Genomic DNA, 15350 nt, shown 5'->3' with positions numbered 1-15350 from the left:
GAACTCGAGCTGGACGGCGGCGTACAAAACTGGCTTTTGTGCGCTACCGTCAGCAGACAAGCCGCCGTGCGGCGCGTCAGGGCTCAGTGCCATGATTGTAGGACACCATAAATGACCCCCATTATTCCAATAATCCCAGATAAATAGCTGAACCAGCGCAATCTGGCTTCCCTTAGGGACTGCGTACGATAAAGGTCCTTTAGACTTGTTGCTAGTCGATTGACTTGATACCTGGCATCTGGGTTTTGTTTCTGAATTAATTCAAGGTGTTCTCGAACATCTCTGGGGATTTCTGTAAATCCTTCTTGCTCTTCGAACCATAAGATAAGTTCCCTGAGTCGATGGGTATGTTCACTTGCAAACTCATCTTTTAGAGAACTTTCAAATAACTGTCGTAGCACTCGATCTAATGGCTTATAATTCACATCCCTTTTCTTGAGGAAAAGATATAAATCTTCGTTTTTTAGAGTGTTATTCTTTATCGATTTTGTTATCGTTTTTTTATAGTGATTCCTGTAATAAACGATTTCCATTGCTCGTGCCACTATAATTAAGGCGAATAGACCAGCAAAAGGCATCATAGCGTAGAGAATAATACGTCCTATTTCTAATGCAAAACTTCCGTTTTCAACATTCATTCTTTCCTTTAGATGAATAGTCATTGAACGGCTAGTTTACATAATTCTTTTGTTCAAAAATTATCAAAATTCCATAAAGAGTTATCCGCTGACCTCCCTCCCCATCTGTCGCACCCTGAGAGCACCCTAAATCATCAAGGAGTGCTTGTGTATGCCTATCCCCGTTGTTCGTGGTCTCGGTGCCAGCTGTGTGCTGGGGCTGACTTTGCTGACCGCACTGCCTGCCTTTGCTGCTGAAAAAGATGAGCTGGCTTCTGCCCAGCGGATGCTGATCCAGGTGCAGGCAGCACTTGAACGTGCGCGTGTTGCCTCCGTTCAGGCGGACCCGTCGGAGCGCGGTCGTTTCTTCTTCGACTATGCCCGCGCTACCGCCGATCTCAAGACCATCAATGCCGGCATTGACCGCTATCTGGAACCTTCGCGCGCCCAACCACGTGATGGTAGTGCGGTGGCCGGCAACTACCGTCGGGAACGCCCCTGATGGCCATGAATGCGGCGCAGGAACAAGCCTTCAAGGCAGCTAGCGGCGGCGTTGAAATCAACATCCTGTCGCTGATTTGCATCGGCGGGTTGCTCGCGGTGCTGTTTGTCTGGGCAGCCTGGGCTCTGGTTGATGTTTACCAGGGCTGGAGTAACGAAAAAGTACGCAATGGGGCGCTGGTTCACTTCGTCATCAAAACCGTGCTGTTGCTAGTTATTTCAATCTGGATGTTTGCCAGCTGACCTGTGAGAGGAGCTGGGCCGTATTTCACGATGTTATTTTCACATACCAATAAGGAATGTTTTATGAATGCTGTAGTTCGTCTTTTCCGTCAACTCTGTGCACGTGCCGCAGTGGCCACTTCCCTGGCGTATATCGCCAGCCAGCCTGTGCAGGCGGCTCTGCCGTCGGTTGAGCCTCCGTCCTCCGGCGGTGGCGGTGGCCTGATGGATACCATCAAAGGCTATTTCCAGGACGGGATCGTTATTATCGGTCTGGTCGCCGCTGCGGTGGCCTTCCTGATTGTCGCCAATTCTGCCATTCACACCTTTGCTGAAGTGCGTGATGGCAAAGCGACCTGGGCCAAGTTTGGTGCCATCGTGCTGGTTGGTGTGGTGCTGCTGGTCACCGTCATTTGGCTGGTTGGCAAGTCCTCCGAAATCCTGTTCTAAGGTTACCCGCCATGCAGACTATCCGATTTTTACCTGACCGCCTCAATGCCGAGCCCGTCGTTTTCCGAGGGTTTACGACCCCGGAGATGGGACTGGCGGCGTTAGCCGGCGTGGGACTGGGTCTACTCGTGTCGTTGCCGTTTTTTCCTCTTGCCGGCTGGGTCGTGATACCCACCGGCATGCTGGTGACGCCGCTTCTCGTCATCTGGTTTGGAGGCAGCCGGCTGACGCGCCTTAAGCGCGGTAAGCCGGAGAATTATATCTGGCAGCGCCTCGAGGCGCGTAAACGTCGCATGGGGTGGGGGGATCCCACCCTGATTATCGACAAACAGGGCTGGTCGTTGCGTCGCAGCCGCGTTGTTAAGAGGTCCACATGAGCCGTTTCAGACATGCGGTTAAAAACCGCGATCAGCACATTCTCACATTACGTGTTGCCTGCGGTGTGCTGGTCGTTTTTCTCCTGGTGGCCAGTATCGGCTGGATGCGGGCGCCAGATAATTTGACTATCCATAACCCGCCAGACCTGCGCAGTGGTTCTACCCGTGCCTGGTGGGAGGTGCCACCGTCCACGGTTTACAGCTTCGGTTTTTATATCTTCCAGCAACTCAATGCCTGGCCAAAGAACGGTGAGGTTGATTACCCGGCAAAAATCAATGGCCTGTCACCTTACCTGACGCCGTCGTGTGAGCGCTTTCTGAAAGCGGACGCCAAAAAGCGTAGCGAAAGCGGTGAACTTGCCGGCAGAACGCGCGTGGTGTTCGAAATCCCTGAGCACGGCTACAACGGCCGCTTTAACCAGAGCCCGGTGACGGTCAAAGGCCGTGATAACTGGGTAGTGCGTCTTGACCTGGTGGCGGATGAGTCCTTTGCCGGCGAACCGGTGAAACGCGCACTGACACGTTACCCGCTCAAAGTGGTGCGCGCAGAAGGGGATCCTGAGCGTAATGAGTTTGGTCTGGCGCTGGATTGTTACGACAGCATGCCACAGCGTCTTGCTGCGGCGCCGGCGGAACCCGCGCCTGAGAAAAAAGGAGTCTTCCAATGATGAAAGCACGTGTTCTGGCGCTTTCCCTGAGTGTACTTCCCCTGACGGCGACATTCACCGTGCCGGTTACCCAGGCGGAAGAGCTGATGAAATGGGAGCGTATCCCGTTGCAAATCCCGCTGGCCGTCGGCAAGGAGCGGGTGTTGTTTGCCGATAAAAATGTCCGCGTCGGTTTCCCGCCGGCACTGAACGGCAAGCTGCGGGTGCAAAGCAGTGGCGGTGCGGTTTACCTGAAAGCGGATGCCGCTTTCCCTTCAACTCGTCTGCAGCTGCAGGACGTCGAAAATGGGGAGGTTATTCTTCTCGATGTGACGGCATCGGACAAAGGTTCGGCCGAACCGGTGCGCATTGTCTACAGCGGTGACGTGACCTCAGTCAGCAGCAGTAACGACGCGTCTGCTGCTTCAGTGGGAAGCAACGCGGCGCCCGGGGCGGATAACGGCACTCAGACGAAGCGTAAAAAAGTCAAATATAACGCGCCGCTGCCGGTCATCCTGACGCGTTACGCAGCACAAAGCCTGTACGGCCCGGTGCGTACGGTTGAAGCGGTGCCCGGTATTCATCCGATCAACCCGCACCTGCCGAAACGTATCACCACACTGTACCCGTCAGAGCCGGTGACCATCACGCCGTTGGGCGGCTGGGGTATTGGCAGCCGCAATGTGGTGGCGCTGAAGGTGCAAAACACCGCCAGCCGCAAAATCACGCTCGATCCCCGGGTACTGCAGGGGCAGTTTGTGACGGCGACGTTCCAGCACCGTTATTTGGGACCCGTTGGCACGCCGGAAGACACCACCATGCTGTACCTGGTCACGTCCGGTCGCCCGGATGGCGCGTTTGTCGCTGAGCCATCAGTGGTTCGCAAAGCCGTAAAAGCGGTGAAGAAGGGGGCAAATCATGGCTGATGTTAAATCCAACATGTTGCCGAAAGTGATTGTGTTCGGCGTGTTGGCCACCGCGATCATCGTCGGGCTTAAGGCCTGCAGCGGCGGTAAAACACAGGAGGAGACTCAGCAGGCGCATAACGTGCTGGCCAACATGTCGCCGGAAGAGCTGCGGGCGCTGGGTGTGGAGGGGGATACCCCGGAGGACACGCTGCGTACCCTGGTGGGCACCCTGCGTACTACCCGAACCCAGCAGGCCGAGCTGCAGAAAAATATTGATAAGGTGCTGAAAGAAAACGAAGAACTTCGCAAGCGTAATACCAATGTGTCCGGTCAGGTCAATGAGGCCGTGGCCGGCTTCCAAAAACAAGCGCAGCAGCGCCAGCAGCAGCTTCAGCAGGAGCAGCAAACGCTGATGGGAAAAATCCAGACGCTGACCGAGCAGCTGACTGCGAATAAGGACAAGGCAAAAAGCGACAGTGATATTCCGCTGGGGCTGGGACTGGATGGCATGGGCGCCGGGGATGGTGGTGCCGCTCCTGGTCAGGATGGCCTGATGTGGGTCGGACCGAAAGACATGAAAGAACCCGACCCGCGCAATCCGAACAGCGCCAAAGACGGCCCGCAGTTCCCGACGTCATTCCTGTCCGACAATGCGATCACGCGCCAAAAAGCGGCCTATGAGCAGCAGGTTAAAGGGCATACCAATGAAAAAGGGGCAGAGGAGAACGCCGAGCCGGTGTTTACCCTGCCCGAGAACTCCACCCTGGTGGGCAGCCGCGCCATGACGGCGCTGCTGGGCCGGGTGCCGATCAACGGCACGGTGACCGATCCTTATCCTTTCAAGCTGATGATTGGTAAAGACAACCTGACGGCGAACGGCATCGAGTTGCCGGACGTCGAGGGTGCGATTGTCTCGGGGACCGCCAGCGGGGACTGGACGTTGTCGTGCGTGCGCGGCCAGGTCAACAGCATCACCTTCGTGTTTGCGGACGGGACAGTCCGCACCCTGCCAAAACCCAACACCAACATGAATGCCAACGGCAGTAACAATAATGCCGGCAGTAATGCGAAGGATGTCAGCACCACCGCCGGCATCGGCTGGATCTCTGATGACAACGGTATCCCGTGCATCGGTGGAGAGCGTAAGTCCAATGCCTCGACCTATCTGCCGACGATCGCCGCTTTGTCGGCGGCCAGTGCCGCCGGGGAAGGGATCAGTCAGGGGCAATACACCACGCAAAACAATGTGAATGGCATCACCTCGACCATGACCGGTAATGCCGGCCAGGCCGTGCTGGGCAAAGCGTTGTCAGGTGGGATGAAAGAGACTGCCGACTGGGTGCGTGAGCGCTACGGCATGATGTTCGACGCTGTGTACGTTCCGCCGGGCCAGAAGCTGGCCGTGCACATTACCCGCCAGCTGGCGATCGACTTTGAGACCAAAGGGCGCAAGGTGCGTTACGACGACTTCAGCCTGCCTGGCGAAGACGGCAGCACCGGCGGGCTGGATTAACGCGTCATTCGGAGGAGAAAAGGCATGCTGTGGCGTCAATGCGAAAGGATGAGTCGCCCACAGAGTTGGGCGATGGTTTTGCTGTCCTGCAGCGCGTTTTGGCTGGTTGTGCTGCTCCTGCTGTGTTTGCTTATAAAAGAATGATAATCATGCGGAAAAATCTGTTTAATCGAGTTATGGCCGTCGCGGTGATGGTTGGCGCTATCGCACTGACCGGCTGTTCAACGTCGAAAGAGGAAATGCTGCCACCGGGCGACAGCTTGATGCTGGAATTGTGGCAGGGTGAGGATGGCGGCGGAACGGCGCGCAATGCGGTGGCGGCGCGCGACAGTCTGCGCCGGCCGCTCACCGAGAACGAAAGCCAGGCAACAGCCGCGAGCGATCGCAGCTACAGCCGAACGCAGGAAAGCGAAATCAGCCAGCAGTTCCCGCGCCTGCCGAATCCCGACCTGGTGATGTACGTGTTCCCGCACCTGGCGGATGGCAACGCACCGGTGCCGGGCTACAGCACCGTGTTTCCCTTCTACAGCCAGGTGCAGTATGCGATGCCGGGTGAACGGACGGAGGCTTACTGATGCGGTTTCCCCTGTTTGATAAAAAGCGCCAGACACGTAAAAAGTCGGCTGCTGCTGCCCAGGGCGCACTGAACGTGACCGAGGACGGTGTGCCACTGTCTGTCGACGGCCGTGAGCCATTACGGCGCCAGGGCAAGATGACGGTAAAGGATGAGCAGCAGGTGTATCACGCCAATCCGTCCATTGTTGATTACCTGCCCTGGGCGGAGTTTCTCGACCGTGAGCAGTGTATCCTGCTCGATGACGGCGTATCTGTCGGCGCTGTGTTTGACATCACGCCGGTGGCGACCGAAGGGCGGACGGACGATCGTCTGGAGCAGATGCGTGACACGGTTGAGGATGCCCTGCAGGACTCGTTTGACGAACATGATGAAAATCCCTGGATCGTGCAGTTCTTCTGCCAGGACGAGAACAATGTCGAGGCGTATATCGACAGGCTGCGACAGTATGTCAAACCCCACGCGCAGGGCAGTGCGTTTACTGAAGACTGGTTGAAAGAGACCGAGCGCCATCTGCGCGGGATTGCCCGTCCGGAAGGCCTGTTCAAAGATACGCTGATAACAGACCAACCGTGGCGTGGGCAGCAGCGACGGACCCGCATGGTGGTCTATCGCTGGATTGGTAAGAGCAATCATGACCCGATGCCACCGATTGCCATGCTGAATCAGACCTGTGAGCGCGTGACCGGTGCCCTGGCCGGTGCCGGCGTTGCCTGCGTGCGCCAGAACGGGGCGCAGGTCCATGACTGGTTGCTACGTCATTTTAACCCCAGCCCAGAGTGGGTGGATAAAGAGACGCTGTACCGCGATGCCGCCTATTTTGACAGCCGTGACACGCCGGAAGGCGCGATGCCGGTGCAGAATGATTTTGCCGAAACCCTGCTGTTCACCCCGCCAGTATCCGATCCTGACCACGGTGTATGGTGGTTCGATAACCAGGCGCATTGCGCGATCCCGGTCGAGAAACTGCGCCGTCCGCCGGAGCCGGGCACGATCACCGGTGAAATGAAACGCGGCGAGAAGAAAATCAATGCGCTGATGGATCTGTTCCCGGAGGGGACGATGGTGTGCATGACGATTGTGGTGCAGCCTCAAGACACGCTGGAGAATGACTTCAATCGACTGGCCAAAAATGCCGTCGGTGAGAATACTGAATCTGGCCGCGTGCGCCAGGACGTGGCGCAGGTAAAAGAGTACCTGGGCAATCGCCACAAACTGTACCGTGCCGGTATCACCTTCCTGCTGCGTGCCGGCGATCTGACCACGCTCAATCACAAACGTGTCGAGCTCACCAACGTGTTGCTTGGTGCCGGCCTGCAGCCGGTTCGTCCGGAATTTGATGTGGCGCCGCTCAATACCTACCTGCGGGCGTTGCCGATGTGTTTTAACCCGGAGACGGACAAGAAACACTGGTACACCCGCCTGACCTGGGTACAGCATCTGGCTGGCCTGTTACCGGTGACCGGCCGCGAAACCGGGACCGGTCACCCCGGCATGAGCTTCTTCAACCGCGGTGGGGATACGCTGACGTTTGATCCGCTCAACAAGCACGACCGGAGTCAGAATGCGCACATGCTGTATTTTGGTCCGACCGGCGCGGGGAAATCGGCGACGTTGTGCGCGACCCTGTCGCAGCTGATGGCAATACACCGGCCGCGACTGTTTATTGCCGAAGCGGGGAACTCGTTCGGACTGCTGGCCGATTATTTCGAAAGCCTGGGGCTCAGTGTCAACAAGGTGAGTATCAAACCGGGCAGTGGCGTCTCGCTGCCGCCGTTCTCCTACGCGCATAAACTCGTCGACGATGCGTTAACCTCGCTGGCCCTGGATGAAAATGACCTGCCGGACATCGATGCCGATGACGAAGAGGATGAAGATAAGCGCGATTACCTGGGAGAAATGGAAATCTCGGCGCGCATGATGATCACCGGCGGCGATGCGAAGGAAGAACATGAACTGAAACGCGCCGACCGCGCGATGATCCGTGAGGCGTTGCTGATGGCAGCGCGGCAGACCTATGACGAAGGACGGCAGATGTTGCCGGCAGACCTGCAGAAGGCACTGTACGCCATATCCAAAGACGAAGGGAGTGATATCCGTAACGTCCAGCGCCGGGCCAAAGCGGCCGAAATGGCGGAGTCGCTCGGGATGTTTACCCAGGCAGGCAGTTTTGAAGCAGAGCTGTTTAACCGTGAGGGCAGCCTGTGGCCAGAGGCGGATGTGACCCTGATTGACCTGGGGCACCTGGCACGCGAAGGCTATGAGGCGCAGATGGCGCTGACGATGGTGAGCCTGACCAATACCATCAACAACATTGCCGAACGAGACCAGTACTCGGAGCGGGATATCGTGTTCGCGGTGGATGAGGCACACATTGTGACGGTGAACCCGCTGCTGGCACCGTATATGACCAAAATCGTCAAGATGTGGCGTAAGCTCGGCGCCTGGCTGTGGCTGGCCACGCAGGACCTGAAAGACTTTCCGGATATTGCCGAGAAAATGCTGAACATGGCGGAGTGGTGGGTCTGTCTGACGATGCCGCCGGAGGAGGTCAACGACATTGCCCGCTTCAAGGCGCTGACTGAAGAGCAAAAGGCGGTGCTGCTGTCGGCCAGCAAGCTGTCTGGTTGCTATACCGAAGGTGTGGTGCTGTCGAAAAAACTCGAGGCGCTGTTCCGTGCGGTACCGCCGAGCCTGTATCTGGCGCTGGGGATGACCGAGAAAGAAGAGAAGGCCGAACGCCGCGCGCTGATGCAGGAATTTGGCTGCAGCGAGCTCGAGGCGGCGCGAAGGGTAGCGCAAAAGCTTGATCGCCTGCGTGGTCTGGCGGCGAACGGGGAGGCAGCGGTAGCATGATGACCCTGAAATATCCTGAACCGGTTGTGCGTTCTCAAGACCTGGTCATTCGAGAACCGGCGTTGTTTACCCTTCCCCCGCAGGGGGTGGCTACCCTGAGCGCAACAGATGCGCAGGGACTCGACACGTTCTGTACGGCTATTCGGGCTCGGTTGTCAGGGCCAGTTCGGCTTACCGCCCACCCGCATCGCATCGGGAGTCGTACCAGTGTGGCTCTGCATCTTGAGGGGCGACTGGGGCGTTGCATCGATGTGCTGATCACGGTGACCGGCAGTACGTTGTGGCCTCAGCCGGAGGAGTACGATCACCCGCGCTGGTATATCACCGTGCCAGACGCGGCGGATGTGGTGTACCTGCTTCTCCACCTGAGCGAGCTGTGTGAGCGATTTAGGGTTAACTGATAACACTGCAGAAGTTAACGAACACTTCATACTATCTGGTATCTGAGCCAATTGTTGAGAGTATGTTTTCACTTGATCACCGGCCTTCTGGCCGGTTTTTTTTTATCCGGATAGCGGTATACTATTCGGGATTACAGGAGGAGATGACGTGGCGATAACTGAAGAAGCATTATCGAAGTCAGGTTTTACGACGAAAGATATACAGAAGCTCAGAAATAATAGTGCCAATTATGGTTCAACTGTAGATGTCATTGTTTCAGACCTGGCGAAGCGGTTCTTGATCAATGTCTGGGTGACGTTTGGGGTTGTTTTGGTGTGTCTGATAGCGCTGATTCTGGGGTCTGTTGACAGCGCAATATCTGGTGTGTTTGCCGGTTTATTCGTTTTAGCCATCGGTTGGTTAACTGTTCCGGCTGGCCTGGCATATAAATCCTGGCGTTTCAGGAAACAGACTCAATGAGCTGAGTCTGCTGTCGGTGTCATTAAATCAAATACAACTTTAGCCTTAAGTCCATAGCCCACTATTTTCATTGTCAACATAGGTCTGTTCATGGTTTCGACCTTGCGATAAAAATCAGTCGGTAGATAGTGGAACAGCCGCCATGTTCCAGGTCTTCTGAGTAATCCGAATATGCTGTAAGCGTTAGCTGTGAGGGTTACTGCTTTAAAAGCACCGAGACCACTATCTCGGCTGAATCCCATAAACTCAGCTGTTGCCATGACACCATTAGCGAGGATCCCTTCAGAATCAGGTTTACTTTGTACTTGCTGATCGAATTCTCGCGAAAGCGTATTGAAGCCATCAGCGATAAGGATTACTCCCGCCATGACGCCGATAGGGGTTCCTGTCGCTGCTATTGCAAATCCGCCTACAACTTCCAGACCTGCCAGGACGACGTTAACTGCCGTGATGGCATAACCCACGACTTTGTTGTTTTCCTTGATAAATTCTACCTTTGCATACAGTTTGGCGGCCTTTGTTCTGAGTAAGCGATCTTGCTCGAGAAGATTTTCATTTTCTGCTCTTAAGTTCTTTAAATAGGAAATACCTTCCTCTTCAGATTTTGCCTGGCGAGCAAGATAAAATTGCTGTGATATGAAGGATTTAATATCTTCCATGAACTTGATTTTTGTGAGCCCATCCTGAAGATGGTGAGACGCAACGGTATTCGCGGTATTAATGAGTTTTCGAGCTTCCAGATTAATCATGGTAGCTGACCAAGCGTTAGTCCGTTGTCCTGTAAGCAGTGAAATATCCATTTATACCCTCATAAGCGATTTGTTATACCGTCGACCAAAATCATATAACAAGGTCTACTCAATTGCATAAATTCTTGCAGCATAGATTCAGCGTTAGCATAGAAAAATTATCGCAATCCAATAAAGACTTCTTTGCTGTCTTTCTGAGCGCTCCATAGCACCCTGTGTGGATTCTATCCACGCAGGAGTGCACGCCATGAAAATCAGCACGTTGCTGACGTTGTTCCCTCTGCTGATGCCGGCATCGGTGCTTGCCAGCACGGTACTGTATACCGATTCCCACCATCCCCCGACGAATAATGATGCCTCCGTGACCGTGATTTATCTTGATGGTCCGGAGCAGTTGCAGACGCAGCTCTTTGGCGCACTGTCGTCGAACCCGGATGAAGCGCAGCGGCAGGCGCAAGCCGTACTGCAGTCTCCACAATGGCAGGCGCATGAAGAGGAGCTGGCTACGGTTTACCGCGCGGTGGTGCGCGCGTGGGAACTGGGCGTCAAAAAAGTCCCCGCGGTCGTGTTTGACGATCGGGATGTGGTGTATGGCACCGCCGATATCGCCCGGGCCACCGCGTTGCGCGTGAAGTCATTGGAGGGCCAGTGATATGCAACGATCTCCCTTGCAGTTGGCATCTCCCGGACAACCCCGGCTGACCCTTAAATCCTTCGGTGTGGCCATGATGCTGTCTGCGGCTAGCGTGCCGGCGGCGAATGCCGCGCTCAACAGCGCGCAGATTGTTGCCAGTGCGGTGTCACAGTCCTGCATCAGCTGGCGCGTCAGCGGCATTTGCTACTGGTTATTTTGCAGTTGGGGCGGATGCACCGTCAGAACCTCGGTCAAAGTTTCCCACTTCATCCCGGAGGTGGTGGTGTCGGCGTACAACTCTCCTGGAGGCAACCCGTGGCGTGAGATGTCGATGGTCAGTCAGGCCGCCGGCGGACTCGAAAGCAGTATCACCAGCGCGCTGGGCGGTGTTGCTGCCGGCGGTGGCAACAATGAGCTGAAAACCCCCGGGCAGCGTAAAACCAACCTTCACTTCAAGTATGCCGATGCCATTGGTCATCCGGCGACGACCCTGATTGGCGGCAGCATTGCCGGCTATTCGTGCCGCAGTGCGGCGACCCCCTTCGTGCCGTATTTCCTCAGCACGCTGGACAGCCTGGCATGGCGTACTGGCATGCCTGAATCCCTCTATCCCGAAGCATTGGTGCCTGGCCAGCGCGAGGTCGGCAGTCAGGCGGCCGCGAATATGTGGGGCAACGTCTACCCCCGTTCGGGATTTGTGACTCAGGTCGATGACGACAAGGCGGGGGCTCTGGTGGCACAGCGGGTGGCGGACATCATCACTCGCTCTGGTCAGCCGCACGTCTACCAGCCCCTGATGGGCCAGCGCTCGGAAGGGTACTGGCCTCCAGGGGCCGTTCAGGAAAATACCGGAACCAGCAACCACAAATGGCAGCGCCTGGCGCCGCAGCTCAGCCAGTCCTGCGCCGTGTTCCCGGATGGCGACCATCCGCCGGCTGCGGATGCGAACGCTGCCTTTGCCCTGTGGCAACCCTACAGCTGCTGCCAGCGCCGCGGGCAGCGTTTCCTCTACAGCACGGATTTCTGAGGCATAAATGATGAAAAACCCAATGAATAAATGCACCTTGCAGGATCGCCACCGTGTGACCCCCCTGCTGATTGCGGGCTGCCTGGCACTGAGCGGTGCGAATGCGTACGCCGACGACAATGACAGTGCCTTGTTTGGCATTTCACTGCCCCAGGTGAATGACAGCAATATCGGTTACGGGAAGAACGCCAGCGGCGCGGTCTCTGACAAGCTGTTCTATTCCCTGGGCGGAGGCTCGGTGATATCGCAGCCGGCGACGCGTGGCAATATGCAGCGCCTGGGGATGAACCTGGGCTGGAGCTCGGATTTGATGTGCGGCAACTTCGACCTGAAGAGCACCATCGGTAACCAGCTCAATGGAGTGACTGACGGGTTCAAGAGCCTGATGGGTAATGTTATTCAAGGCGCTACCGGTGCGGTAGCCAGTCTGCCGGCGATGGCTATCCAGCGTGCTAACCCGGGCTTATATGAAATGCTGACCAACGGGGTATTGCAGGCCAATGTGGCATTCGACAAAGCCCAGCTCAATTGCCAGAACCTCTCCAAACGGATGATGGATATGGCGGACTCCGGCGGCTGGAGCCAGGCGGCGGCGATGGAGGAGGCCAAAAGCCTGATCAATAACGGGGATGCCGATGCAGTGCGGTCGATGAATGCCACGGAGAAAGTAACCGGGCAATCCGGCCAGACTTGGATCGGTGGACAGAAGCGCGGCGGCACCGGTCAGCCGGCGATCAAGCCCACGCACGACCTGGCGGCCGCCGGCTACAACATGATGAATGCGCTGCCGGTCACCAGTACCTCCAGCGTATCCGGCAGCAGCTGTACCGGCGGTGCCTGTACCAAATATGCCAGCAGCGAAGAGGCGGCCGCCGCTGTGGTCAAGGTGTTGGGGGATTCCTCCCTGCGCACCTGCAAGGACGCAGCGCAATGCACCAGTGGCGAAGGGACCGAACAGCCAGGCAGTACCGTCGCCGGTACGGGTTTTGCGCCGATGCTAGAAGAGGCGACGAAAGCGAATAACGAGCAGTTGGCCAGACTGGTCAATGGGGCAGAGAAACCCACCGCGGGCAACCTGGCCAAACTCAAGACGGGTAGCCTGGCGGTGACCGCCGGCGTTATCAAGGCACTGCAGCGCGATCCGGATAATGCCGCCCTGGTTGGGCGCCTGGCCAGTGAACTGGCGATGGCGGATACCATCGAAACGGCCTTTATCATGCGGCGCATGATCACCACCGGGATGTCTGAGCCGAACGCCTCTGCGCAGAAAGTCGCGATGGAAGAGGGTGATCGGCGTATCGAGGCGCTGGATCGTGAGATCACGGCGCTCAAGAACGAGATGGAGATGAAGCGTGAGATTGCGCGTAACGCGGTACTGACCATCATCGACAGGGAGAACAACCGGGCGGAATCCAACCCGCAGCGTCAGTCGGTTGACAGCCCGGATACCAGGTTCAACCAGCTGGCCGTGCCGGAAAGCGACCAGTAATCGTGAGGATGAATCAATGACCGGAACAGAGAAGAAAGCGGTGACGCCCGCCAGGGGGCGCCGGTTTGGTCTGCGGGCAAAGCGTGTTCTGCAGATGTTGGGCATGCTGGTGATGGCGATGATAGTCGCGCTGGGCATGGCTCACTGGGGTGTCAATCACCCGGGAGAGAGTGCCGCGCTGCGTGACTGGGTGCACAGCACCCGTTATGGCTGGCTGAGCTGGCGCCTGGCGCTTTACGCCGCGCTGGCCTGGGGGTTATGGAAAATCTGGCACACGCCGGGTTGCAAACCGGCATACCGGCAACCCCTCAAGCGCATGGCCATCGCCTGCGTGGTATTTGCCCTGGCCTGTGAATACAGTCTCTTTGGCGGAGGGCTGTCATTATGATGACCAACAGCTATCTGGAGTATTTCCTGACGTTGCTTGGCTGGCTGATTAACAATGGCCTGTGGGAGCTGCTGGTCAGCACGGGGCTGTTTGTGCTGCCGCTGTTGTTCAAGGTGGCGGCCATCTGGCTGAAGGTACGCGAGGAAGGGGAGGATGAGGGCAACAAAGGGATGCTGTCTCTGCCACGCATCGAAAACCTGCTCTACGGGGCATTCTTTGTGATGCTGGCCTGCTGTCTGCCGCTGATGAATGTCAGCCTCGACACCATCAAATACGACAGCAGCCGGGCGGTGACCTGTGGTGCCTGGACACCGAAAAAGCCGGATGAAACGGGCTACGCCAACATCATGTCGAGTATGAACGGCCAGACGGCGAAGGTGCCGGTGTGGTGGTTGGTGGTGCATAAACTGTCGAAGGGGATCACGTCGGCGGCCGTGGCCACCATTCCGTGCAGACCTGATCTGCGGCAGGTCCGTTTTGAAGTCCAACACAGTCGGGTCAACAACCCGGCGTTGGCGAAGGAGCTGCAGGACTTCACCAACGACTGCTACGCACTGGCGCTGTATACCTGGCAGAACCGCGACCAGGGCCAGACGACGGACAAAGCCACCCTGCGTGACATCGAGTGGCTGGGGTCGAAAACCTTCCTGAACGGCGGGTACTACAACAACCTGCAGTCCAAAACTCCGCGTACCAGTTTTCCCTGGAATGAGGGGCGGGACAGCGGCCGGCCAAACACTGGACGAGGGGGATATCCAACCTGCAGCGAGTGGTGGTCAGCCGGCGAAACGGGGCTGGAAGCCCGCGTGGTGAAACAGGTTGATCCGGGCGTCATGCTGCGGATGTCTGCCGCGCTGAAGATGATGGGGCAACCGGATGCGGACTATAAAGAGGCGGTGGTGCGCCGCCTGGTCAGTCCGGATAACCTGACGGTCTCCCAGGGCGGTCGCGCTTATGCCGGTTACGGCGGCAATGCAGACTTTACCCTAGACAACTCGGTTAACCGGCTCGCGTCGCTGGGCGGAACCTCGCTGGGGAGCCTGGCAGCGTACCCGGCATTTGATGCGATGCGTCAGGCACTGCCGATGGTGCAGGCGGTGCTGCTGATGGCCGTCTACATCATGGTGCCGCTTATCCTGGCGTTCGCTACCTACGAGTACAAGACGGTGATTACGGTGACGTTCGTGGTGTTTGCACTCAATTTCCTGACGTTCTGGTGGGAACTGGCGCGCTGGCTGGACAGCTGGTTACTGGAGGCATTGTATAGTTCGGACTCGCACAGTCGCTGGAATGTGGCCGGGTTCCAGAATAGTGCCGATGACCTGATAATGAATCTGGTTATGGGGTCAATGTTTGTAGTGTTACCAGCTGTGTGGCTTGGTGCGTTGTCATGGGCTGGAGTGAGTGTCGGGCAAGCGATTGGTAATGCGGTAAATGCAGGCTCGAAGAAAGCTCATGATACAGGTGGGCAAGCTGTTGATACATTGAAAAGATCAGTGAGATTTTAACCTATATTCACCTTGATAAGGGATGCTAG

The 15350-nt window shown here is 56.8% G+C and carries 18 protein-coding genes; 16 read left to right on the top strand and 2 right to left on the bottom strand.

What is annotated here, in order from left to right; genetic code table 11:
• Positions 1 to 83: 83 nt before the first annotated feature.
• Complete coding sequence (locus tag ACJ8PN_RS23720) at positions 84 to 638, bottom strand: hypothetical protein (RefSeq protein ID WP_442535265.1); 555 nt, start codon at positions 636 to 638, stop codon at positions 84 to 86.
• A 151-nt stretch (positions 639 to 789) separates the two neighbouring features.
• Here ACJ8PN_RS23720 and ACJ8PN_RS23715 point away from each other — a divergent pair, with 151 nt between their 5' ends.
• The 11 genes from ACJ8PN_RS23715 to ACJ8PN_RS23665 all read left to right on the top strand — a co-directional run bounded on the left by ACJ8PN_RS23715 (position 790) and on the right by ACJ8PN_RS23665 (position 9526).
• Positions 790 to 1119, top strand: coding sequence for an integrative conjugative element protein, RAQPRD family (locus tag ACJ8PN_RS23715; protein ID WP_442535264.1), 330 nt, complete (start codon positions 790 to 792; stop codon positions 1117 to 1119).
• Entirely contained in the window at positions 1119 to 1361 is a 243-nt protein-coding gene (locus ACJ8PN_RS23710) for a TIGR03758 family integrating conjugative element protein (RefSeq protein WP_197823126.1), read from the top strand. The genes ACJ8PN_RS23715 and ACJ8PN_RS23710 overlap by 1 nt, the downstream gene beginning before the upstream one ends.
• A gap of 63 nt (positions 1362 to 1424) precedes the next feature.
• Entirely contained in the window at positions 1425 to 1790 is a 366-nt protein-coding gene (locus tag ACJ8PN_RS23705) for a TIGR03745 family integrating conjugative element membrane protein (protein ID WP_442535263.1), read from the top strand.
• Between the two features lie 11 nt (positions 1791 to 1801).
• The gene (locus ACJ8PN_RS23700; RefSeq protein WP_012146873.1) at positions 1802 to 2167 is read left to right on the top strand and encodes a TIGR03750 family conjugal transfer protein; all 366 of its coding nucleotides are present in this window, start codon (positions 1802 to 1804) and stop codon (positions 2165 to 2167) included.
• On the top strand, positions 2164 to 2835 hold the full coding sequence (locus tag ACJ8PN_RS23695) for a PFL_4703 family integrating conjugative element protein (RefSeq protein WP_442535262.1): 672 nt from the start codon (positions 2164 to 2166) through the stop codon (positions 2833 to 2835). The genes ACJ8PN_RS23700 and ACJ8PN_RS23695 overlap by 4 nt, the downstream gene beginning before the upstream one ends.
• Positions 2832 to 3740 carry a TIGR03749 family integrating conjugative element protein gene (locus tag ACJ8PN_RS23690; protein WP_442535261.1) on the top strand — a complete coding sequence of 303 codons (909 nt, stop codon included), beginning with the start codon at positions 2832 to 2834 and terminating at the stop codon, positions 3738 to 3740. Before ACJ8PN_RS23695 ends, ACJ8PN_RS23690 begins: the two co-directional genes overlap by 4 nt.
• Entirely contained in the window at positions 3733 to 5235 is a 1503-nt protein-coding gene (locus ACJ8PN_RS23685) for a TIGR03752 family integrating conjugative element protein (protein WP_442535260.1), read from the top strand. Before ACJ8PN_RS23690 ends, ACJ8PN_RS23685 begins: the two co-directional genes overlap by 8 nt.
• Before the next feature lie 149 nt (positions 5236 to 5384).
• The gene (locus ACJ8PN_RS23680; RefSeq protein ID WP_442535259.1) at positions 5385 to 5810 is read left to right on the top strand and encodes a TIGR03751 family conjugal transfer lipoprotein; all 426 of its coding nucleotides are present in this window, start codon (positions 5385 to 5387) and stop codon (positions 5808 to 5810) included.
• On the top strand, positions 5810 to 8665 hold the full coding sequence (locus tag ACJ8PN_RS23675; protein WP_442535258.1) for a conjugative transfer ATPase: 2856 nt from the start codon (positions 5810 to 5812) through the stop codon (positions 8663 to 8665). Before ACJ8PN_RS23680 ends, ACJ8PN_RS23675 begins: the two co-directional genes overlap by 1 nt.
• A complete protein-coding gene (locus ACJ8PN_RS23670) occupies positions 8662 to 9066 on the top strand; it encodes an acetyltransferase (protein ID WP_089181310.1) in 405 nt (134 codons plus the stop codon). The genes ACJ8PN_RS23675 and ACJ8PN_RS23670 overlap by 4 nt, the downstream gene beginning before the upstream one ends.
• Before the next feature lie 148 nt (positions 9067 to 9214).
• Positions 9215 to 9526, top strand: coding sequence for a hypothetical protein (locus ACJ8PN_RS23665; RefSeq protein WP_240290032.1), 312 nt, complete (start codon positions 9215 to 9217; stop codon positions 9524 to 9526).
• Here ACJ8PN_RS23665 and ACJ8PN_RS23660 read toward each other — a convergent pair.
• Positions 9520 to 10326 (bottom strand): DUF4225 domain-containing protein, encoded by an 807-nt coding sequence (locus ACJ8PN_RS23660; RefSeq protein WP_072628399.1) that lies wholly within the window; start codon positions 10324 to 10326, stop codon positions 9520 to 9522. The two genes, ACJ8PN_RS23665 and ACJ8PN_RS23660, sit on opposite strands and share 7 nt — an antisense overlap.
• A 196-nt stretch (positions 10327 to 10522) precedes the next feature.
• Between ACJ8PN_RS23660 and ACJ8PN_RS23655 the strand changes: the two genes are divergently transcribed.
• The 5 genes from ACJ8PN_RS23655 to ACJ8PN_RS23635 all read left to right on the top strand — a co-directional run bounded on the left by ACJ8PN_RS23655 (position 10523) and on the right by ACJ8PN_RS23635 (position 15321).
• Positions 10523 to 10927, top strand: a complete 405-nt coding sequence (locus ACJ8PN_RS23655) for a TIGR03757 family integrating conjugative element protein (protein ID WP_442535257.1) — start codon at positions 10523 to 10525, stop codon at positions 10925 to 10927.
• Between the two features lie 73 nt (positions 10928 to 11000).
• Positions 11001 to 11936, top strand: coding sequence for a TIGR03756 family integrating conjugative element protein (locus ACJ8PN_RS23650; RefSeq protein ID WP_254922369.1), 936 nt, complete (start codon positions 11001 to 11003; stop codon positions 11934 to 11936).
• Positions 11937 to 11946: 10 nt separating this feature from the next.
• Positions 11947 to 13425, top strand: coding sequence for an integrating conjugative element protein (locus ACJ8PN_RS23645; protein ID WP_442535291.1), 1479 nt, complete (start codon positions 11947 to 11949; stop codon positions 13423 to 13425).
• A 16-nt stretch (positions 13426 to 13441) separates the two neighbouring features.
• A complete protein-coding gene (locus tag ACJ8PN_RS23640) occupies positions 13442 to 13813 on the top strand; it encodes a hypothetical protein (RefSeq protein WP_442535256.1) in 372 nt (123 codons plus the stop codon).
• A complete protein-coding gene (locus tag ACJ8PN_RS23635) occupies positions 13810 to 15321 on the top strand; it encodes a conjugal transfer protein TraG N-terminal domain-containing protein (RefSeq protein ID WP_442535255.1) in 1512 nt (503 codons plus the stop codon). Before ACJ8PN_RS23640 ends, ACJ8PN_RS23635 begins: the two co-directional genes overlap by 4 nt.
• The last annotated feature ends 29 nt before the right edge of the window (positions 15322 to 15350 follow it).

It is taken from the genome of Serratia sp. CY76391 (assembly GCF_052166695.1).
GTDB classification, from domain to species: domain Bacteria; phylum Pseudomonadota; class Gammaproteobacteria; order Enterobacterales; family Enterobacteriaceae; genus Serratia; species Serratia nematodiphila.
Note: the sequence above shows the minus strand (reverse complement) of the source record. Positions and strands in the feature narration are given on the sequence as shown.

What these genes read in the sequence shown, in the direction of transcription:
- ACJ8PN_RS23720 (WP_442535265.1), bottom strand. Translation starts at nt 638, where the DNA reads ATGAATGTTGAAAACGGAAGTTTTGCATTAGAAATAGGACGTATTATT.
- ACJ8PN_RS23715 (WP_442535264.1), top strand. Translation starts at nt 790, where the DNA reads ATGCCTATCCCCGTTGTTCGTGGTCTCGGTGCCAGCTGTGTGCTGGGG.
- ACJ8PN_RS23710 (WP_197823126.1), top strand. Translation starts at nt 1,119, where the DNA reads ATGGCCATGAATGCGGCGCAGGAACAAGCCTTCAAGGCAGCTAGCGGC.
- ACJ8PN_RS23705 (WP_442535263.1), top strand. Translation starts at nt 1,425, where the DNA reads ATGAATGCTGTAGTTCGTCTTTTCCGTCAACTCTGTGCACGTGCCGCA.
- ACJ8PN_RS23700 (WP_012146873.1), top strand. Translation starts at nt 1,802, where the DNA reads ATGCAGACTATCCGATTTTTACCTGACCGCCTCAATGCCGAGCCCGTC.
- ACJ8PN_RS23695 (WP_442535262.1), top strand. Translation starts at nt 2,164, where the DNA reads ATGAGCCGTTTCAGACATGCGGTTAAAAACCGCGATCAGCACATTCTC.
- ACJ8PN_RS23690 (WP_442535261.1), top strand. Translation starts at nt 2,832, where the DNA reads ATGATGAAAGCACGTGTTCTGGCGCTTTCCCTGAGTGTACTTCCCCTG.
- ACJ8PN_RS23685 (WP_442535260.1), top strand. Translation starts at nt 3,733, where the DNA reads ATGGCTGATGTTAAATCCAACATGTTGCCGAAAGTGATTGTGTTCGGC.
- ACJ8PN_RS23680 (WP_442535259.1), top strand. Translation starts at nt 5,385, where the DNA reads ATGCGGAAAAATCTGTTTAATCGAGTTATGGCCGTCGCGGTGATGGTT.
- ACJ8PN_RS23675 (WP_442535258.1), top strand. Translation starts at nt 5,810, where the DNA reads ATGCGGTTTCCCCTGTTTGATAAAAAGCGCCAGACACGTAAAAAGTCG.
- ACJ8PN_RS23670 (WP_089181310.1), top strand. Translation starts at nt 8,662, where the DNA reads ATGATGACCCTGAAATATCCTGAACCGGTTGTGCGTTCTCAAGACCTG.
- ACJ8PN_RS23660 (WP_072628399.1), bottom strand. Translation starts at nt 10,326, where the DNA reads ATGGATATTTCACTGCTTACAGGACAACGGACTAACGCTTGGTCAGCT.
- ACJ8PN_RS23655 (WP_442535257.1), top strand. Translation starts at nt 10,523, where the DNA reads ATGAAAATCAGCACGTTGCTGACGTTGTTCCCTCTGCTGATGCCGGCA.
- ACJ8PN_RS23650 (WP_254922369.1), top strand. Translation starts at nt 11,001, where the DNA reads ATGATGCTGTCTGCGGCTAGCGTGCCGGCGGCGAATGCCGCGCTCAAC.
- ACJ8PN_RS23645 (WP_442535291.1), top strand. Translation starts at nt 11,947, where the DNA reads ATGAAAAACCCAATGAATAAATGCACCTTGCAGGATCGCCACCGTGTG.
- ACJ8PN_RS23640 (WP_442535256.1), top strand. Translation starts at nt 13,442, where the DNA reads ATGACCGGAACAGAGAAGAAAGCGGTGACGCCCGCCAGGGGGCGCCGG.
- ACJ8PN_RS23635 (WP_442535255.1), top strand. Translation starts at nt 13,810, where the DNA reads ATGATGACCAACAGCTATCTGGAGTATTTCCTGACGTTGCTTGGCTGG.